The sequence below is a fragment of the Terriglobales bacterium genome (assembly GCA_035651655.1).
Taxonomy (GTDB): domain Bacteria; phylum Acidobacteriota; class Terriglobia; order Terriglobales; family Acidobacteriaceae; genus DASRFG01.
In genome coordinates this window covers 57,768-76,030 of record DASRFG010000033.1, presented here as the reverse complement: position 1 = coordinate 76,030, position 18,263 = coordinate 57,768, and the positions used below count along the sequence as shown (strand labels likewise).

General features: G+C 57.2%; 23 protein-coding genes. 13 read left to right on the top strand and 10 right to left on the bottom strand.

Annotated elements, in window-relative coordinates; genetic code table 11:
• Positions 1-66: 66 nt before the first annotated feature.
• Complete coding sequence (locus VFA76_16340; protein HZR33417.1) at positions 67-1,158, top strand: M14 family metallopeptidase; 1,092 nt, start codon at positions 67-69, stop codon at positions 1,156-1,158.
• Between the two features lie 164 nt (positions 1,159-1,322).
• On the top strand, positions 1,323-1,523 hold the full coding sequence (locus VFA76_16335) for a hypothetical protein (protein HZR33416.1): 201 nt from the start codon (positions 1,323-1,325) through the stop codon (positions 1,521-1,523).
• On the opposite strand, the gene VFA76_16330 is transcribed toward VFA76_16335, so the two are convergent.
• Positions 1,520-2,107 (bottom strand): hypothetical protein, encoded by a 588-nt coding sequence (locus VFA76_16330; protein ID HZR33415.1) that lies wholly within the window; start codon positions 2,105-2,107, stop codon positions 1,520-1,522. The two genes, VFA76_16335 and VFA76_16330, sit on opposite strands and share 4 nt — an antisense overlap.
• A 32-nt stretch (positions 2,108-2,139) precedes the next feature.
• Positions 2,140-3,168 (bottom strand): alpha/beta fold hydrolase, encoded by a 1,029-nt coding sequence (locus tag VFA76_16325; protein ID HZR33414.1) that lies wholly within the window; start codon positions 3,166-3,168, stop codon positions 2,140-2,142.
• Between the two features lie 285 nt (positions 3,169-3,453).
• Between VFA76_16325 and purU the strand changes: the two genes are divergently transcribed.
• Positions 3,454-4,326, top strand: coding sequence for a formyltetrahydrofolate deformylase (gene purU, locus VFA76_16320; GenBank protein HZR33413.1), 873 nt, complete (start codon positions 3,454-3,456; stop codon positions 4,324-4,326).
• A gap of 106 nt (positions 4,327-4,432) precedes the next feature.
• On the top strand, positions 4,433-5,548 hold the full coding sequence (locus tag VFA76_16315; protein HZR33412.1) for an aromatic ring-hydroxylating dioxygenase subunit alpha: 1,116 nt from the start codon (positions 4,433-4,435) through the stop codon (positions 5,546-5,548).
• A 6-nt stretch (positions 5,549-5,554) separates the two neighbouring features.
• On the opposite strand, the gene VFA76_16310 is transcribed toward VFA76_16315, so the two are convergent.
• The gene (locus VFA76_16310) at positions 5,555-5,824 is read right to left on the bottom strand and encodes a hypothetical protein (GenBank protein ID HZR33411.1); all 270 of its coding nucleotides are present in this window, start codon (positions 5,822-5,824) and stop codon (positions 5,555-5,557) included.
• Between the two features lie 634 nt (positions 5,825-6,458).
• Here VFA76_16310 and VFA76_16305 point away from each other — a divergent pair.
• Positions 6,459-6,761 carry a hypothetical protein gene (locus VFA76_16305; GenBank protein ID HZR33410.1) on the top strand — a complete coding sequence of 101 codons (303 nt, stop codon included), beginning with the start codon at positions 6,459-6,461 and terminating at the stop codon, positions 6,759-6,761.
• 21 nt (positions 6,762-6,782) lie between these two features.
• Here VFA76_16305 and VFA76_16300 read toward each other — a convergent pair whose 3' ends face one another.
• On the bottom strand, positions 6,783-8,105 hold the full coding sequence (locus VFA76_16300) for a cation:proton antiporter (GenBank protein ID HZR33409.1): 1,323 nt from the start codon (positions 8,103-8,105) through the stop codon (positions 6,783-6,785).
• Positions 8,106-8,289: 184 nt separating this feature from the next.
• Between VFA76_16300 and VFA76_16295 the strand changes: the two genes are divergently transcribed.
• On the top strand, positions 8,290-8,631 hold the full coding sequence (locus tag VFA76_16295) for a 4a-hydroxytetrahydrobiopterin dehydratase (GenBank protein HZR33408.1): 342 nt from the start codon (positions 8,290-8,292) through the stop codon (positions 8,629-8,631).
• A 3-nt stretch (positions 8,632-8,634) separates the two neighbouring features.
• Here VFA76_16295 and VFA76_16290 read toward each other — a convergent pair whose 3' ends face one another.
• Together VFA76_16290 and VFA76_16285 are read right to left on the bottom strand one after the other, a co-directional pair.
• Complete coding sequence (locus VFA76_16290) at positions 8,635-9,279, bottom strand: hypothetical protein (GenBank protein ID HZR33407.1); 645 nt, start codon at positions 9,277-9,279, stop codon at positions 8,635-8,637.
• Positions 9,280-9,413: 134 nt separating this feature from the next.
• On the bottom strand, positions 9,414-9,857 hold the full coding sequence (locus VFA76_16285) for a hypothetical protein (protein ID HZR33406.1): 444 nt from the start codon (positions 9,855-9,857) through the stop codon (positions 9,414-9,416).
• Between the two features lie 105 nt (positions 9,858-9,962).
• Between VFA76_16285 and VFA76_16280 the strand changes: the two genes are divergently transcribed.
• A complete protein-coding gene (locus tag VFA76_16280) occupies positions 9,963-10,493 on the top strand; it encodes a type II secretion system protein (protein HZR33405.1) in 531 nt (176 codons plus the stop codon).
• Between the two features lie 107 nt (positions 10,494-10,600).
• Positions 10,601-11,974 carry a glycosyltransferase family 39 protein gene (locus VFA76_16275; protein ID HZR33404.1) on the top strand — a complete coding sequence of 458 codons (1,374 nt, stop codon included), beginning with the start codon at positions 10,601-10,603 and terminating at the stop codon, positions 11,972-11,974.
• 18 nt (positions 11,975-11,992) lie between these two features.
• Here the strand turns inward: VFA76_16275 and VFA76_16270 are convergent, their stop codons facing one another.
• From VFA76_16270 to VFA76_16255, 4 genes are all read right to left on the bottom strand, one after another.
• Positions 11,993-12,415 carry a hypothetical protein gene (locus VFA76_16270; protein HZR33403.1) on the bottom strand — a complete coding sequence of 141 codons (423 nt, stop codon included), beginning with the start codon at positions 12,413-12,415 and terminating at the stop codon, positions 11,993-11,995.
• A 314-nt stretch (positions 12,416-12,729) separates the two neighbouring features.
• Positions 12,730-13,170 carry a response regulator gene (locus VFA76_16265; GenBank protein ID HZR33402.1) on the bottom strand — a complete coding sequence of 147 codons (441 nt, stop codon included), beginning with the start codon at positions 13,168-13,170 and terminating at the stop codon, positions 12,730-12,732.
• A 409-nt stretch (positions 13,171-13,579) separates the two neighbouring features.
• Complete coding sequence (locus tag VFA76_16260) at positions 13,580-13,867, bottom strand: LuxR C-terminal-related transcriptional regulator (protein HZR33401.1); 288 nt, start codon at positions 13,865-13,867, stop codon at positions 13,580-13,582.
• Positions 13,846-14,085: a helix-turn-helix transcriptional regulator gene (locus VFA76_16255; protein ID HZR33400.1), complete on the bottom strand. Its 240-nt coding sequence runs from the start codon at positions 14,083-14,085 to the stop codon at positions 13,846-13,848. Before VFA76_16255 ends, VFA76_16260 begins: the two co-directional genes overlap by 22 nt.
• A 428-nt stretch (positions 14,086-14,513) precedes the next feature.
• Between VFA76_16255 and VFA76_16250 the strand changes: the two genes are divergently transcribed.
• The 5 genes from VFA76_16250 to VFA76_16230 all read left to right on the top strand — a co-directional run bounded on the left by VFA76_16250 (position 14,514) and on the right by VFA76_16230 (position 18,225).
• Positions 14,514-15,497, top strand: coding sequence for a hypothetical protein (locus tag VFA76_16250; GenBank protein HZR33399.1), 984 nt, complete (start codon positions 14,514-14,516; stop codon positions 15,495-15,497).
• 137 nt (positions 15,498-15,634) lie between these two features.
• Entirely contained in the window at positions 15,635-16,681 is a 1,047-nt protein-coding gene (locus VFA76_16245) for a hypothetical protein (GenBank protein HZR33398.1), read from the top strand.
• The gene (locus VFA76_16240; protein HZR33397.1) at positions 16,678-17,004 is read left to right on the top strand and encodes a hypothetical protein; all 327 of its coding nucleotides are present in this window, start codon (positions 16,678-16,680) and stop codon (positions 17,002-17,004) included. The genes VFA76_16245 and VFA76_16240 overlap by 4 nt, the downstream gene beginning before the upstream one ends.
• A gap of 15 nt (positions 17,005-17,019) precedes the next feature.
• A complete protein-coding gene (locus VFA76_16235; GenBank protein ID HZR33396.1) occupies positions 17,020-17,799 on the top strand; it encodes a hypothetical protein in 780 nt (259 codons plus the stop codon).
• Between the two features lie 45 nt (positions 17,800-17,844).
• Positions 17,845-18,225: a hypothetical protein gene (locus VFA76_16230; GenBank protein ID HZR33395.1), complete on the top strand. Its 381-nt coding sequence runs from the start codon at positions 17,845-17,847 to the stop codon at positions 18,223-18,225.
• Positions 18,226-18,263 lie beyond the last annotated feature (38 nt).

Below are 18,263 nucleotides of genomic sequence, written 5' to 3'. Positions count from 1 at the left end.
AGTAACGTCTTCACCAGGTCCCCATCTCACCGATGTATACTGCGCGGTTATTTGCCGGAGAAAGCGATGCTCACACGCGCCCGCATTGAAGTCTGCCTGATTACCGTTCTGTCACTCGCCACTCTGGCAAGCAGCGCCGTGCCACCAGCCCACGCCCAAGCGCAACCGAAGACCTTCACCGTCGGCACCGCATCCGCCGCTCCCGGCCAGAAGGCAACTGGCTTTCTCGAAGTGCCCGCTGGCGTGGACGCTGCCGCCAACATCCCCGTCGTCGTAGTCAATGGCGCGAAACCCGGCCCGGTGCTGGCGCTGGTCTCCGGCTCACATGGGACTGAGTACGCATCTATCATCGCCGTCGAAAAGCTGATCGCCACACTCGATCCCGCCGAAGTTTCTGGAACCGTGATCCTGCTGCCGCTGGTCAATCTGGCTTCGTTCGAGCAAAAAGTTCCGCACGTCAATCCGGTGGACAACAAGAGCATGAACCGTTTTTATCCCGGTAAAGCCGATGGCACCCAGACCGAGCGCGCCTCCTGGCTCATCACTCATCAGGTGGTTGACCGCAGCGACTACCTGATTGACTACCATGGCGGCGACCTCGATGAGAGCCTCCGCCCCTACAGTTACTGGGCGCCCACCGGCAACGCCAGGCAGGACGCCATCTCCCGCGACATGGTGCTGGCGTTCGGCCTCGACCACATCATCATCTGGACTGACCGGCCCAAAGATCTGAACGCCACCCGTTATCTGGATAACACCTCTTCGGTTCGCGGAAAGCCTTCCATCGCTGTCGAAGCCGGTTATGCAGGCACGGTCGAGCCCGAAGACGTTGCCGCCCTTGCGGATGGCACCTTGAGCGTGATGCGTTATCTGAAGATGCTGCCCGGCACCGCCACCCCGGTTGAACATCCGGTGTGGATCGAGAAGATCGAAACCATTTCCAGCGACCAGCCGGGAATTTTTTATCCCCTGCTGCGTCGCGGAACTTATGTAGCCGCCGGCATGAAGGTCGGCTATGTCACCGATTATTTCGGCAAGACCATCTACGAAGCGCGCGCTCCCGCCGCCGGAGTCATCCTTTATATTTGCGCCGTCCCCTCGATGAAGAAGGGCGATACCATCGCGAACATCGGCGCGGTGGCCGCCAAAGCGCCGTAGGGCGGGGCCACCGGTTTCTGGTCACAATCCGGCCTGACCGGCGTCACAGACACCCGCGTGGCATTCGGATTACTCTCCCCGCAATAACCCAGGTGTCCTATTCCAGTATTACTCCATGTCTTCTTGCTGATTCGGGCCGGCTTCTTTCACGACTGAGGTGCGCCATGCGAGCACGGATGGAATTTGAAGATTGTGCCAACTGCGGCACCACGCACATCTCCGTGGTGCACGTTTCCATGACCCCAGACATCTTGCCCTGGCGCTGCATGCGTTGCAGCCATTGGAACCAGACCGACCCGCGCACCGGACAGATCATCCCGGCCCCGCCGCCCTGGAATGAGCCGCTCGAACAAACGGGTGACTAGCGCGCAGCCTCTGAGGCCGATAACTGCAGCAGCGCATTCTCCACCAGCTTCAGCCCGATCATCCAGCGCTTGTGGGCTTCTTCCTCGTCGTCGCCATACCCCGAAAGATAAAACGTAAAGTAGAAACCCTCGCGATGTTTCGTTTTTGACTCATCCGTTTGGAAGTAGGCGCGTCGCACCACAAATTCAGCCCCCGCAGGAATTTCCGGCACCCGCTTGAGCAACTTCACAAGTTTGGCAGCCAGCCGCTCATGTCCTTTGAACGAAGCCTGCAATTCTTTGGAAGCCGCAAACAAATCTATATAGGACGCCCATTTCCACGTAGCTCCGAAAATTTCGTCTTCGGCGTCCATCTGCTGGGTCGCCCAGGTATCGCACTTGGCAGTCGCGAAAATACTGGGGGCGGAGTTGATGGAAATTAGAAACTCATGCAGAGGCACGCTCTGCTGCGCCTCGGTGACTTTCTCCAATTGCTCGGGGTGGTGCTTCAGGTCGTAGTAACGCTGCGTACCATCGGGCGAGACCCAGGGGACTGCCAGAGTCGGGTCCTCTGCGCCCAGCTCCACCGAGAAGTCAGCCTGCACGCAGCTATCGTAAACGAAAGGTCGCCGCCCGGTCAGAACCGCGTGAGAAATTCGACCGCAGTGCGCTCCGCCCAGCGGCCATCGTAGCCATCCGCCGCAGCTAGGAATCCGCAGTGCCCGCCATGTTTCGTCTCGATCAGATGAATTTTCGGATTCGCCAGCAGCTTGGCCCGCGTCTCCGGCAAAATACGGATAAACGGGTCGTCTTTGGCGTGGATCACCAACGTCGGCGCCGCGATGCGGTCCAGCACCGGAAACGCAGAAGCGCGGCGGTAATAATCGTCGGCATCGGCAAAATTGCAATATCGCGCCGTCACCTGGTTATCGAACTGCCGCAACGTCCGCACACCGCGGAGGCAATCCAGATCGTAGGCATCAGCGAACAGCCGCGCCTTGCGCCGCAGCCGCCGCTTCAGCAACCACAGAAAATGCCACTCATAAACCCGGTTGGCCGGCAGGTGCAGGGCGTCCGCCGAGGGCCCCAGATCAATCGCCGGCGAAACTGCCACCACCGCGCGGAGTTCACTTGGGCCTTCGGTTCCCCACTCCCCTGCCAACTTCAGCACCTGATTGCCGCCCATGGAAAATCCGATCAACGCCAGGCGCCGAAGCTTGTGCTCGCTGATCAGCGCGCGTGTGACCGCATCAATATCGGCAGACAGTCCCGAGTGATACAAGCTCGGCGCAAGGTGTTCGGTTCCACCGCAATTGCGCACGTTCATGCGCACCACATTCATCCCCGCGCTAAACGCCTTGTGGGTTGTTCCGCGCACATAGCTTGATTCGCTGGAGCCCTCAAGCCCGTGCACAATCAAAATCGTCAACGCGGACTGCCGGTCGCGTTGCCAGTGGCAGTGGCATAACACCCGCGCGCCATCCTCCACCTCAAACAGCTGCTCCTCGTGGCCAGGAAGTCTGAGAAATCGCGGAAAAAACGGGTTGGCCAGGGTTTGGCGATGACCCCCTCCCAGTCCTCGCCGGGGGCAGAAGTCCGCTGGTTGGAAGCCTTCCACGGCATTCGTATCCGGCGTCAACACTACAATTTTTTTGGACGGAAACACCACTCGATTCCCTACAATATAGCTGGAGTCACACTGATGCCCATTTTTGAGTACATCTGCAAGCAATGCAACCAGCAGTTCGAAGCTCTGGTTTATGGATCCGAGAAGGCTGAGTGTCCCAAATGCCAAAGCCGCAAGCTCGAACCGCAGCTTTCTGTTTTCGCTGTATCCGCAAAGAGTGGATCGTCCTCTGGCGTTGCTGCCGGCCCTTGCGGCAGTTGCGGCGACCCGCGCGGGCCGGGATCGTGCTCTCTCCCCGATCTTGATTAGCGGCTCTCCGCGTTCATGGCCGAGAAATCTGCAAAGAAAACGACTGCTGTCCTGCTCGTCACCTGCCCCGACCGCAAGGGGCTGGTGGCAGGTATCGCGGACTTCGTCTCCCGCCACGGCGCAAACATCCTGCACACCGACGAGCATACCGATCCCGATAGCAATAGGTTCCTCATGCGCATCGAGTGGGACTTGGCGGATTTCAAGCTCGACATGCACGAATTCTCCCAGCACTTCTCGCCCCTGGCGGACAAATTTCAGATGGATTGGCGAGTGGCCCTTGCCAGCGATCGTCCGCGGGTTGCGATTTTCGTCTCCCGCCTCGACCACTGCCTGGCCGATCTTCTATACCGGCGCCAAACTGGGGAGCTGTCTTGCGAGATACCTCTGGTCATCAGCAATCATGCTGATGCCAAACGCCTGGCGGATTTTTATCAGGTTCCGTTCCATCACATTCCCATTGCCGCGGAGTGCAAGCAGACCTCGGAACAGGCACAGCTCAAGCTCTTACGCGAGAGCCGCATAGATCTCATAGTACTGGCGCGCTACATGCAGATTCTGTCGAACGGTTTTATCCAGCAATTTCCCAGTCGTATCATCAATATTCACCACTCTTTTTTGCCGGCATTCATCGGGGCCAAACCCTACCATCGCTCATTTGAGCGCGGCGTAAAGTTGGTGGGCGCTACCAGCCACTACGTAACCGAAGTTTTGGACGAGGGTCCTATCATCGAGCAGGACATCATTCGCGTGACCCATCGCGACACGCTGGACGGACTGGTGCAGAAAGGCCGCGATCTCGAGAAGGTTGTTCTTTCACGGGCCGTACGCTGGCACGTTGAGAACCGGATTCTGCTGTACGGGAATAAGACCGCGGTTTTTGAATGAACTCTTCGCCGTAACCTCGGCCTAAAACTGAGACTCGTGCGGCGGCCACTGACATGGCATAATTTCGTCAGGCTTTACGGCGGTTGCTAACCACGCTAGGGCGGACATGAGCACACAAGTGGCACCCATCGCGACGACGCTTCCACAACGGTATTACACCGATCCCGAGATGTTTCGCGACGAATTAGAACGTTTTTTCTGTCGGATGTGGGTGTGTGCCGGTCGCGAGGACCAGATCCCAAAGCCCGGGGATTACTTTCTGCGCGAAGTTGCCGGCGAGAGCATCATAATCACCCGCGATCAGAGCGGCGCCGTGCGGGCCTTTTTCAATGTCTGTCGCCACCGCGGCACCCGCATCGTTACCATACCCGAAGGCACTTTCCCTGCGCGGATCCAGTGTGGCTATCATGGCTGGACTTACGGGTTGGACGGAACGCTGGTTTCAGCGCCCCACATGGAGGAGGGCGGCTTCTGCCGCGAAGATTATCCGCTGAACAAAGTTCAAGCCGATCTCTGGGACGGCCACATCTTCATCAATCTTGACGCCGATGCCAAACCACTGCGCTCACAATTGGCTGACCTGCCGCAGAAATTCGCGCCCTGGGGCATGCAGGAATTGCGCTTTCATACGCGCCACTTCTACGAAGTTAAGGCCAACTGGAAGCTGATCATCCAGAACTACAACGAGTGCCTGCACTGTCCGATCCTGCACCATGCGCTGAACAAGCTCACCAATTATCTCGGCGCTGACAACGAAACTCCGCAGCCCACTTACATCGGCGGCGCCATGGGCTTCCGGGGCGGCGCAGAAACCATGAGCATGGACGGCCGGCGGCGTCGCGACTATCTTCCCGGCCTGAGCCAAGAAGACCGGCAAAAGGTGCTCTACTACGCTGTGTATCCCAACCTGCTGCTCAGCTTGCATCCCGACTACATGATGACTCACACCCTATGGCCGCGGGCGGTGGACCGCACCGAAATCATTTGCGAGTTCCACTTCCACCCTCATGAGATGGCGAAACCCGATTTCCAGGCCGCCGATGCCATCAATTTCTGGCACATGACCAATAAGGAAGACTGGGGTATCTCCGAGCTTTCACAGGCGGGGATCAAATCCAGGGCCTACAAACCCGGCCCCTACTCCGAGCGCGAGGGCCTGCTGCACGCCTTCGATGAAATGATTTTGGAACGCGAGCGGGATCCAAAGAAGAACATCCGATAGTACGACCTAAACCGGCTCGGCCAGAACTTTGAGAAGCACAGCTATTACGTTATCCGGATCAGTGCGCTTGGCGACGGCACGAACATAAGGGGGCAGCTGCTGCCACTTTGCAGGATCTTCTACCGTGAGCAGGACCACACTCTTCGCACATACCAGGTGCAGCAGTTCTGGAATAGACCATTCGTCCACGTAGCACAAGCTCTCGTCAAGCAAAACCACGTCCGGACTGTATGCTGCACAAAGGGAAACGCAACTGGCCGCCGAATCGGCCAACATAACAGGAAATTTGGCCTCGTTAGCAGCGGCCAATACTTGAAATAGCCGAGAATCGGACTCGTCCGCGCAGAGAATTGTCCTCTTCTTAGTATTTCTTGTTTTTCTGTATGAAAGGACTTTTGCCGACATGGTCGGATTTAATCTTTGTCAGGACGAACCGGGTCTCGCGCCTTTCGCTGGAAGAAACTCTTTTATACTGGAGTCTGGTCCTTACGCTTGGTTCGATATTCTCTCGCGTTCGTTCCCAGACGTGACCCCGGGTCGATCTCTTTCCCGCTTCCTTTCCATAGCTCTGGCTCGGCGTAGCTGCAACAGCTCATTAGGATCATTGATGACTCTGATGTGGGCCAGCAGCTCCAGCCAGGCCGAGTGTCGTCCTGAAATTCTCGAGCGACACATGCGCTTCATACTCTTGCCTCACCCGTGGTGCTTTGGGAATTGAGGCCTCTCCTTTTGCCGCTTCTTTGAGCATACCTCTCCCAGTAAAAAACGGTGGAAATACTGGGTTCGTATATCGCAACTGCAAAGAAAGCAAAAGTGCAAACCGGAGAACCTTGGGGCAACTAAAGAGTATAATTGCCGTATAGCGTATCCTATGGTATCGCATTCGATCTCGTAGAGGTGATACACGCCTATGGCAAAAGAACCGAAGAATAAACCTAGCCCTTCTATCCTGAAATATCGCCACGTCGCAGTTTCGGGTCTTAGCAGGAACAGACGTGGAAAGCACTACGACTTGATCCAGGGAATTTTTGGTGAACTAGAAACGCTGCCGCCGGGTTCTGCCCTTGAGATTCCGCTTGACCAGATTGGCGGCATCGGACTGGCAAACTTGCGATCGGCTGTCCATCGCGCAACAACCTCCAAGGGAATGGCAATCGAAACCCTGGCGGAGGGAAAGAACTTTTACGTGTGGAAAGCGAAATCGGCAGTCTAAGCTAACGCTCTGGGTTCATTTCTAGTCATGGAACCGGATTCCGGGAGCTGGTGCCATAGCGGGCTGGGTTGCAGTCTCGGTGTCGCTTGAGAGTAGTGGCCACCCCTTGCGCAAAACATATTCCAGCCACGTCCCGGCCGCTTGTGAGGTAAGTACCGCCAGAAGGACCAAACTGGTGTAGCCGACCGCGTTCACGATTCCTGTGTCAAAGGCCACGCTCGCCAGCACGATACCCGGCCCGCCACGTGCATTGGTCGCCACCGCTAGATTCACAATATCGAGGCCGCGAAACCCCGCCAGGCGCGCGCCTGCGCCCACGCAGAGCAACTTGACTGCACACCCCGCAAGCAGCAGGACTGCAAGGACCGACAACGAAAACGATTTGCTCAAGTCCAATTTGAACCCGACGATGGCAAAATAAACCGGCACGAACACGGCGAACGAAAAACGTTTTATCGAATCCAGCGCCTCTGAAAATGTACTGTCGCTCGGAATTGCCAGACCCGCCAGAAACGCCGCGAACACCAAGCTCACTTGCAACCGCGACGCTACCACGCAATAAGTGAACAGCACCAATACTACGTAACCTAACGGAGAAGATGCAGCCAGCAAGTTCCACCACACGCCACTGACCCGCCTAAATAATACGGGTGCAACCGAAAGGCCAATTCCAAAATAGATCACGGTGTAGACGATATGCTTCACAATCTCCGGACGTGGCAAAACGGCCGAGGTCGCCAATGCGGTTGCAATTGCCAGGGCAGCCCACAGTACCGTGTCTTCAATAACCGCAACCCCCAGCACCAGGCGCGCAAAACGCGTGTGCAGTATCTTCAAATCAAAGAAAATGCGTGAGATGACCGGTATGGACGTCACCGCCACGGCGATGCTGATCACCAGGAGCAACGCCAGGTGCTGGTTGGCTCGTCCCATCAGCGCTTGCAGAGGCAGCCATGGGCTGGCAAGCATCACCAGAAGAAAAGGCAAGCCGGTTCCCACGCTCGCCAGCCAACCGATCTGGCGCTGGTCTTCCCGGCAGAATAGATTTCGTACTTCTGCGCCGGAAACGAACATCAACAACAACAGCCCGAGCCAATACACCATTCCGAGCAGTTGAGCATTATGTCCCGAGGCGGCAGTAGCTGGTCCAAGTTCAGAAAAGATGGTTGCTGAGACTCGGGGCGCCAGATGTCCCAGTAAAGATGGGCCCACAAGAATTCCGGCCACGATTTCACCGACTACGCGAGGCTGGCGCAGCCTCTCGAAGAGGTAGCCCATCAGATGCGCTAAAGCTAAGAGAACAAAGAGCACTACTAGAAAAGATCCGACTTGAGCCTCAGACATGAACCCCGGTCCCCAGCGCCCATAGGCAGAAGGCGCAGGTAGTTGGGATGAATTCCACTGCTCAGCTGATGCCCGGACGGGGTGATTAGAGTTGCCTCTTAGCTCGCGCCGGTGGCAGCCACCGTCATCGAAGCTGCCCACAACCGCAGCCCACTATGCAGTACATTATTGTGGGAGATTGATTATGGCCAATGCCGCTATTTCGGACCTAGCCAACAAAACCTGCGTCCCTTGCCGGGGAGGCATTCCGCCGCTAAAAGGCGCGGAACTGGAGACGCTCCAAAAACAGGTGCCCGGCTGGAAAGTAGTGAACGAGCATCACCTCACCCGCAACTTCGAATTTCCGGATTTCAAGAGCGCGCTGGACTTTGTCAATAAGGTCGGGAACCTGGCCGAACAACAGGGACATCACCCCGATATCCTGTTGAAGTGGGGACAAGCCGGCATCACCACCTGGACCCACAAAATTGATGGCCTCACGGAGAGCGACTTTATCCTGGCGGCGAAAATCGACCAGCTGAAATAGCGATTACTGGCACCCGCCTTGGCCGGGACTACTCGGGCTTACGGAACAATTGCTGCTGCCATTTCGCAGGAAGAGAGCGATCGCGGCGCCGCTGCCCCCCGCAGCTCCCAACAGGATACCTCGGTTTCGGGAGAACAGCGGCGCACCCCTGCGCCGCTTGCGAGTTTGCACCCGAGGATCCGCCATCGTAACGTTTTTGCCTGCAGGCAGGTCGGTGCTGGTTACACCATCCTTAATGGTTAGGTTGCCCTCGCGGGCAACGATCAGCACATTCTCTCCACTCTCGGTCACTTCAAACTTTGCATTTGTTTCGGCGGGCGAAATCTTCAACTCCCCCAGCCCCGCGGACAGTCCGTTGGTAGTGGAGATCACCAGGCTGCCTCTGGTCATCTCCAATAGAGATCCGGAAAATTGAACCTCCGAATTGGAGAGCACCAGCACCGCGGACCCGGGCAGCGTAATATTCGCGATTCCGTTTGCCTCCGTCCGCACTCGGTCGCCGGGAAAAAGAGCTGAGGACCTGACAACTGCCGATCCATTCACCCACGTAGAACCACTGGGATACAAAATTGCGGCTTTAGTATCGCTGCTCCAGGCTGAGCAACTAAGAACTAAGATTAATACGCCACAGGGAATGCCGACGCGCATGAGATCTCCCACAGATCACTCTAAGTTCGAAGCCTGTCCCTGGTCAGTGACAAGGCGGATGCAGGGCCAAGACTGTACGGACTGATTCCAAAATGGGCGCTGAAGGCCAGGGACCTAAAGCAAAATATCATGGCCTATTTGTAATTGACTGACACTACCTGGTTCGTGCCGCCTCCATCGGAGTTGTAGGTGACTTCTACTTTGTGCCCGGTCGGCATTTGGTTCCGCAGATCGCCCTCAAACGCGATGATGCGGATTGATCGTGAGCCATTCGGCCTCAAGCTGACAATAGACTTATCTGCCTGCCCCACGTGACTTTCGAAAAATTGTACGGCTTCCACCAGTCCGCGTTCGGTGCGAACCCCCGGGGAACCTACTCCAAAGCGAGCTCCCGGCTGCCCGGCCGCCGCTCGGCCTCTGCGGAGTTCAAGCATCACGTTGAGCCCGAAGACGCCCGAGATGGTCAGCAGGATGATCGTGTAAAACAGATTGTCTACGGTGAGGTCCAAACCTTGGGAGAAGATATACGCAATGCCCAACAACGGTGCGAAAGCCAGCGCAAGGGACACGATCAGCACGGTTGATTTTCTCTCCTGAATGGGGGTGTCCGCACAGCTATTCCATTAAAATAATAAATTCGTGGCTGCGCAATGCGGAAACGCGAGCTCTGCTCTGAGGATGGAATGTTAAAACAAAAAGGTGCGTCGTTACCCGAAGTCGTGATTGTCCTGGTGCTGGCTATGTTGCTCGCGGCCGTCATCATCCCCAGAGTGCTCAATTCCAAAGTCGCTGCCAATGAGGCTTCGGCAGTCGGCAACGTGGATGTTATCACCATGGCACAGGAATCGTATAAGAGTGCTTATCCACATCTGGGATACGCTGCGTCTCTCTCCGATCTGGCCCCGCCTAGCTGTGCAAAAAAACCGTGCGCACCCACTCCTCAACACGCTTGTTTGATTGACTGCGCCTTACCGGCAGCCACTGCTGCTTCCAAAGACGGCTATTTTTACAATCTGTCGCCCGGCAATAATCCCGTTACCCTGCCGCGCAAGCGTTATGTTGTCGCCGCAACCGCAGCCATCCCAGCCAAAACCGGGAACCATAATTATTGTGCCGTTGAGGACCGCCGCATTCGTTACACTCAACCCCAACAAGCCACCTCCGTTAGTTCAATTAGTTGGTCGAATTGCCGAGCATTGCCGGTGATGCCATAGAATTGAGTTACCGCAAGCGACACGCGATCCAGAACCTCGTGGGCTGCTCTTTGCGGTAAAGCCATATTATGAATCCAGTGGCCAATCAGGAGAGATCTCCTTTTAAAGTGGGAACCGCACCCCGCACTATGCCCCCTGGAATACCCACTCGCCTGCTCGAATATCTCCGGACTCCGTGGGTGGTCGTGATGGCCGCATTTGGATATCGGCTGTTTTACATTTTCCAGCACCACCTCGACGACCTTCCCACCGCTTTTAACCACATGCTGTTTGGCTATGAGGTCGGAAGAATTGCCAGTTCTGTCGCGTCCGGCCACGGGTTCAGCTCGCCATTCCCCGGATGGTCCGGGCCAACTGCGTGGCTGGGGCCGGTCTATCCTCTGCTGCTCGCTGCCGTATTCAAGATTTTCGGCGCCTACAGCCACTCCTCCGCGGTCGCGATTCTGACCATCAATTGCGTCTTTGCAGCGCTCACCGGCCTCACCATTTACCTGATTGGCAAAGAACTCTTCGGTCGGACAGTGGGCCTTTATTCGGCCTGGGCGTGGGCCCTGATTCCCTATTTCGTCGCCTGGAGCTCGTGGATCTGGGAAACCAGTTTGGCGACGCTGCTGCTGAGCTTGGCCTTCCTGATTACTTTGCGCCTGGAACGCAACCCACAACTTCGCACCTGGATCTGGTGGGGATTCTTGTGGGGCTTCATTGCTCTCACCAATGCGGCCGCACTGTCCTTTCTGGCAGTTTCGGCGTTGTGGTTGTGGTGGCGCCTGCGCCGTACTCGTCCTCTTTCTCGATTGGCCTTCGCTGGACTGGTTTTTGTTGCCGTGGTCTCACCTTGGGTAGTGCGAAACTACGTCGTTTTCGACAAATTCGTTTTTCCGCGCAGCGATTTTGGCGAAGAGCTCTACATGGGCAACCACGAAGGGTCAGAAGGCCTGTGCATGTTTTGGGACCATCCGGTATGGAACACCTACGAGATGGCGCGTTTTAGCCAGATCGGCGAACTAGCTTATGTCGCGGAAAAAGGAACTATCGCCCGGCAATGGATCGCGGCCAATCCAGGCCGGTTTGCCGTGCTCACTCTTAAGCGGGTGGGATTTTTTTGGTTTGATATCCCCGAACAAGGCCGAATGGCCAAGCGCTTCGGCATGGGGTCCCGACATGCCCTTTTCTTCGGTTTTGCATTGCTGTCTTTTTGGGGATTGGGGGTGGCGTTTCGCGAGCGCCACTACGCCGCGCCTTTGTTTGCAGGACTGTTTCTGATTTATCCCTTGGTCTATTACATCACCCACTCGCATCCACGGTACCAGCATCCCATCACACCGGAAATGCTCTTGCTGAGCGTTTATCTGCTAGTGGTGGCTGCATACCAGCCGACCCGGCTCCCGCGAAAGCGGCTACCAGGTTTTCAGGCGACAAATGCAACCGCTAAATCCGCGCCACGTGGAGAATCACTAACCGCGAAAGTTCCGCAAAGATAGTCGGGAAAAACCCAAACGTCATGCGGCCGATTCTGGCTTCTCTCGCCAATCCAGGATTTCCTTTAACCCCTCTTGGCGGCTGTGCTCAAAAAGACGGACCAGGTGACGATTATGTTCGAACTCATGAATGTCCGCCCACACCTCGGCTTGCCAGCTCTTGCCATGGCTTGAGGACTCGCCGCAGGTGGCACAACGGGTGTACAGCTTGGAGACATGCCGGGGAACGATCGGCTGGGGCGATTCCGGTAACTCCACGAAGATGACCCGCACATCTTCGATTTCGTTGTTCTCGCCGATCTCATGCTCGTAGCGGAGCAGGTAACAAAAGCCCAGCTTGCGGGCTTCCACTTCCGCTTCCAGGCGGCTGGTAAACGGCCCGTACTCGGCGCGGGTGTGGTCAATAGTGTCGCATGCCATCCAGAAGGTTTCTTTGTAGGCCATTCGTACCTCGGGAGATCGTGTGTCCATGCCAGAATGCGCGCATGGGCAGCTTCGCAGTTTGCAATTCTGCTGCCGGGACGAGCGTCGCGAAGTGTTCTGAATTCAGCGGTCTGCAACCACAAGGTGCTACGCGGTTGCAAGCTTTTGCGCAGTATCGGCAAGGCTGAGAAGCGCCCTCTCCTCTGACCCGTCATCCCACGGGGATTCCGGTGACCACAGTAACCTTTCTAACCGCGGCTTACCCTTGGATTGAGGATTTTTAGCGCGAACAGACCTAGATTCAGGGCGTAGTCACAAGGAAGGCCAAACAAGCTTTAGCAGATGTCCCGCACGGCTTCCCAGCGCACTGCCGTCGTCGCACCCAAGGATTGCAGGGAGCGCTCCAGCGCGGCCAGGAGATCGGGATGGCAAAAGGGCTTGGGGATGAAGTCTTGCGCCCCAATCAAGAATGCGGCCATGGTCTTACGCGGATCGGTCACGCAAGAGCACATAATGACCTTCAAATCCGGCTCGTAGTCGAGTAGCTCCTGCAAGGTCTCCAGCCCGTCCATTCCCGGCATGTTGATGTCCAGCAGGACGACGTCCGGCGACAATCCCGACTGCACTCGCCCCAAGGCTTCCCTTCCGCTGGTGGCTGTTTCCACGTCGTAGCCGTGCATTTCCAGGAGGGTGCGTAAGTAACGGAGCATGGCGTGATCGTCGTCAACCACTAAAACAGTCCCTGCTGCCGGCGATTCACTTCCGTGGGTTGGCATTGAGTCTCCTTCAAACCTTGGGTGCTGCCAGTTTCCCGAGGTGGCGATTGCAGCAAATACGGTGCACGAATTGGTGTGTCCTTTACCCTGCTCACCGTACCATCGTCAAGCACTTTATGTGCGTTTTAAGGCCCTTCAGCTTGAGCCATATGCGCGCCACCCACAGCCGCCTGCCGGAAAATGGTGCATATTCGCATGCCGATCTCCTTCAGCGCTGCCGCCAAGCCGATATTCAGCGTCCAATATCGCTCGCATACGATTTGCCCATCACACTTCGACCTGTGAATAACCAGCCCAAAACCAATGCCCTCGGGGCTTGGCGATGGGCCGCCTCATTCCTGCTCGGTCTGCCTCAACCCTTAACCGGCGGGTAGAAGTGCCTGTGGGCGCCGCTTTACCTCTCGCCCGGTTACCGTCCTGCGGCAGCCTGCTTGGCAGGTATCGTCTCCCGCGTCTTGGCTTCAGGCACTGCCTCGTCCATAGTTTCCTTCCACGTCCCACCACCGTGGTTGGCGATGTAAAGCGCCAACTCCAGCCGGCTCCACACCCCCAGCTTGTCAAAAATCACCCGCAGATAATTCTTGATGACCTGTTCCGTGGTGCCCACCGAATGGCCGATCTCGCGGTTGGTCATGCCCTCCCATACCAGCGAGGCCACCTCCACCTCCCGCGGGGTTAACCGATTGCGTGATTGCATTGCAGTTGCTCCTTCCATAAAAGCGCCGTCGCCAGCTTCACTCGCTTGCGGCCGCCGGTGATCCCCGCCCGCTGGAACAACGACCGCAAATGTTGCTTGACAGTGCGCGGACTTATTTTCAATTCGTCGGCGATTTCCTTGTTGCTGCAGCCTTCCAGCAAGAGCTGCAGAATCTGTTCGTCCCGCCGTGTGACCGTGAACTCCGTGAGAGTAATCATTGATCTGCCCCTCAGTAATCATCGTTCCATCTGCCGATAGCTTGAATCCGCCTCGTGATCTGCATTCCCGCATATCCAATTGCAACTCATCGTCCAAACGTGCGCGGGTGTCGGCTGATGCCGGGGGGCCGTTCGTTGCTATGACTTGCAAGCACCGAATGGCATTGCGGAACAATCGTGCCCAGACTAGAAGATTCTAATGTTCCCGTATCGAAACAGCCTGCTTGAGAACGTGGGTTCTGTTTGGGATACCGATTCCCATTTCAGGCGGAGGACGGGCAACTCTCCTGGCTCGCAGGCTCCTTAGGGCCTACAGAAAACCGACTGGCCTTGACCTACTTACCTAAATTTTAAATACGGTCTTCCCCTGATTGATCCAGAGTAGATGCCCACCTACCTTCACCTCACTTCAAAAAATGAGGGACTTCATGCCGCCATCAAGAATGTTGTTTGCCGCCGTTGCTTTCTTACTATTTCTCATTGCACCCGCTCTGCTTTTGGCCGGTTCAGTCACCATCGTCTCTCCCAGCTCCAGCACCACCAGCTCACCCGTCCATGTGGTGGCAGACTTCCAGCACTCTTCTCCCATCGTCGGCATCAAGGTTTACATTGACCACGTGGGATTCGCCCAGGCGAACGCCACCCCGCTTGACACCCACTTCACCATGGCAGAGGGCACTCATCTCCTTACCGTGAAAGCCTGGCAGGCCAATGGCACAGTGATCGCCTCCTCCAAATATGTAAACGTCTCCAACGGCTCCCCGCCGCCGGACACCGTTCCCAGCGGCGCATTGGTATTTAGGAAAATTGAGGAGAGGTCCGGGTGGTATACCTACCCCGACCAGGGGCATCCCATCTGCAGCACCAAGCCGAAGCTGGTCTCAACCCCATCCCTAGATGGAATCTCGGGAATGTTTTTCCTGGGGCCGCAGGGGCAATTCAATAATTGTCTGTGGCCGATTTCCCTGGGCTCAAGCACGACCGCGACCCATTTACAGATGGACGCGCATTACCGCCTCAGCAACCCCGCCTACTCACAGGGGGTGGAGTTCTCGGCCAACCATCACATCGGGACCAGGTGGTACAAGTTCTCCGTACAGTGCTCGTATAGCAAGGGCATCTTCAGCGTGTTCGACGTTCCCGCCGGGCACTGGTCTCCCACCAGCATCCCTTGCCGCCGTCCGGCTACCGGCAGCTGGGACCGCCTGACCGTGCAGGCTGCGATCATCAGCGGCAGAGCCGTCTTCCAGTCGCTGACCTTGAACGGAGTGAAGTACACCATCAACAAGTCTTTTGCCCCGGTCAGCAAGGGCAGCTCTTACAGCATCGGTGCGCACTTCCAGATGAACGGAGACGTCTCCGCGCACGCCTACCAGGCCTACGTGGATCAGTTCACGGTCTCCGCCTGGTAACCGCGCCTTACCGAGGCCGGGCGCCCCAGGTCTCGCGGTTTTCGAGACCTGGGAGACTCCCGACCCCAGGCATTTTCCTCAACACATCATTACTCCGGTTACTTTGCGGGTTACTCACAACTTACTAATATGGCGGCGTGAGGACTATTTCATACGTGTGCTGCCTTGCGGTCGCGCTCGCCTGCGCGCTGTCGTGCCACATGATGGCGCAGAGCGCTCTTGCCGACGACTACGTCAAGCCCGTGCCGGTATTTTCCGGCTCTCTCGGCTTCGTTGACACGGTTACCGGCGGACACACGGTCCTGAACCCGATGTTCGCGCCCGTCGTGCTGGCGCCCATCGGCGAGCGCTGGCTGGTGGAGTCGCGCGCCGAATTCAAAGGCGAGTACCAAAGCACCAACGGCTCCTTCGGCGGCAAGGTTGAAAAAGAAATTGATTACCTGCAGCTGGACTACTTGGCGAACCGCTACGTCACCGTCAGCCTCGGCCGCTTCCTGACCCCGTTCGGGATTTACAACGAGCGCCTCTATCCCATCTGGATTCGCGACCTGCAGACCACGCCGATCATCTTTCCGCTCGCCACCGGGTCGAGCGATGGCGCCATGTTGCGCGGCGGATTCGAGGCGCTTCCCGGTTTGAATATCAATTACGCGACATATTTCTCCACCCTCAGCACGGTAAACAAGTTTGAGTCCGACCGCCTGTTCGGCGGCCGTTTTGGAATCTTCCTGCCGCGTCCGCGAGTAGAAGTTGGCTTCTCTTTGCAGCACCTTCTGCAGGAAGGCCGCACCAACGCCTTTGGGTTCCACTTTGAGTGGCAGCCGCGCGACATGCCCTTGGACACACGGGCCGAATATGCGCGCTCCAATAACGGCAGCGGTTACTGGCTGGAGAGCGCCTATCGTCTTTCCGATCTGCCGCAGTGGAATGGCAAGCTCCACCGCGTGCAGTTGGTGGGCCGCCTGCAACAGTTCTTTACTGGCGAGAATTTGGCCGACGCCGCCGAATACGGGCTACCGCCTGTAAATGCCAAGCAAGCCGAAATCGGCGCCAACTACTTCTTCAAAGATGGCCTGAAAGCCACCACTAGCTTCGGACGCCAATTCAGCTCCGCGGGCAATGCCAACATCTGGACAGTCGGCATCGCCTATCGCTTCGCCTTGCCCATCGGGAGCGCCCAATGAAGCTCAGCGCAGCGCTTCTCATTTTCGCGGTGATTCTGGCCGAAACTCCTGCGGCGCTGCCTCAGTCACGGCGCGCCACCGCCAGCCCCAAGAGCTCCAACGTCCAGAGAGCGGTTCACCCCCGGCGCTCGCGCAAGATTGTCGCGGAAGACGAGTTGCGCATTCAAGGCGAACAACGTTTCGGCACCAACTGCGGACGGTGCCACATGCCACCGCACAAGTTTCCGCCACGCATGATGGCCACCATCGTCCGTCACATGCGAGTACGCGCCACCCTCACCGAAGACGACATGCACCTCATCCTGCGCTATATGACGCAATGAACTGCCGGAACCAACATGGGTGCGCAACGAAAATACCGTCGCCTGATGACCGCCGCGGCCGTGGCTCTGGCGTGCCTCTGCACCCGTCCGATACGCGCTGATCTTCGCATTATTGAGATCGTTGCCGATTACGACAGCCGCTATCGCATGCCGGGCGTCTCAAAGCCAGCGATCACCGCTTTTCCCGGCGAGGACCTTCTGCTGCGCATAACGGCGCGCAAGGCCTCTACCATGAATCGCGATGGTTCCATTCACGGTTTCACGCTGCTCCGCTCCAAAGATCGCAGCCGGGTTCCCGGATGGGACTTCCTTCTAACGCCCGGTACACAGGAAATTGCCGCACGTGCTCCGATGGAACCCGGCGATTACGAAGTGGTGTGTACCGTCATCTGTAGCCAGGACCACGAAGGCATGCATATGAAGTTCACTGTTCTGGCCGCTGGCTCCGAGCCGGTCGTTGGCACGGATGGTGTGTCCGCCCATCTCGTCCTCGGCCCGGTTCAGGCATTTGCCGGCGAAATCGCCGACACCCAATGCGCCCTGAATGTTCACTCGCTAACCCGCTCTCATCAGGAAATGATCAAAGCCAAACAGATGGGGCCCGACGCTCCCTCGTGCGCCCGCTACTGCGTGCGCCACATGGGCGGCTCCTTTGTGCTTATGTCAAAGAAAACGGTTTACCGTCTCGACGACCAGGTCAAAGCGGAAACGTTTGCGGGAAAGAAAGTTCACGTCAGCGGCTCGCTCGATTCCACTACCAACACCATCCACCTGGTTGACATTGCCGCAGAGTAGATTCGGGCCCTGTGGACGTGGTACCTTCCAGTCCAGGTGGAAACCATGAATCGCAATGCTCGCGTCGCAAGCATTCTTTCTCTGCTGCTATTGTTGTCGCTGGCTGTGGCTGCCAGCGCGAAATCGGAAACGGCAACCGTGAAAGGCTACGTTCTGGACTCAGCGTGCGCCTTCACCAAGAACCTGGACAAGCCGATCAGCAAATCGTGTGCTCGCGCCTGCGCCCGGGCGGGCTCCCCGTTGGTGCTCCTGACGGATGATGGAACGATTTATTGGCCCATCGCCAATACCACTCCAGCAACCGGACAGAACAAGCGACTAGTGCCGTTTGCCGGCCAAAGGGTGATCGCGAAAGGCGAGGTGTTCGAGCGCAGTGGGTCGCGTGCGATCGTGATTGATACCATCGAGGCAGAGCACGGGAAATAAATAGCGCAACAACTTTCCCTCCAGCGTCGCCGGAGCGC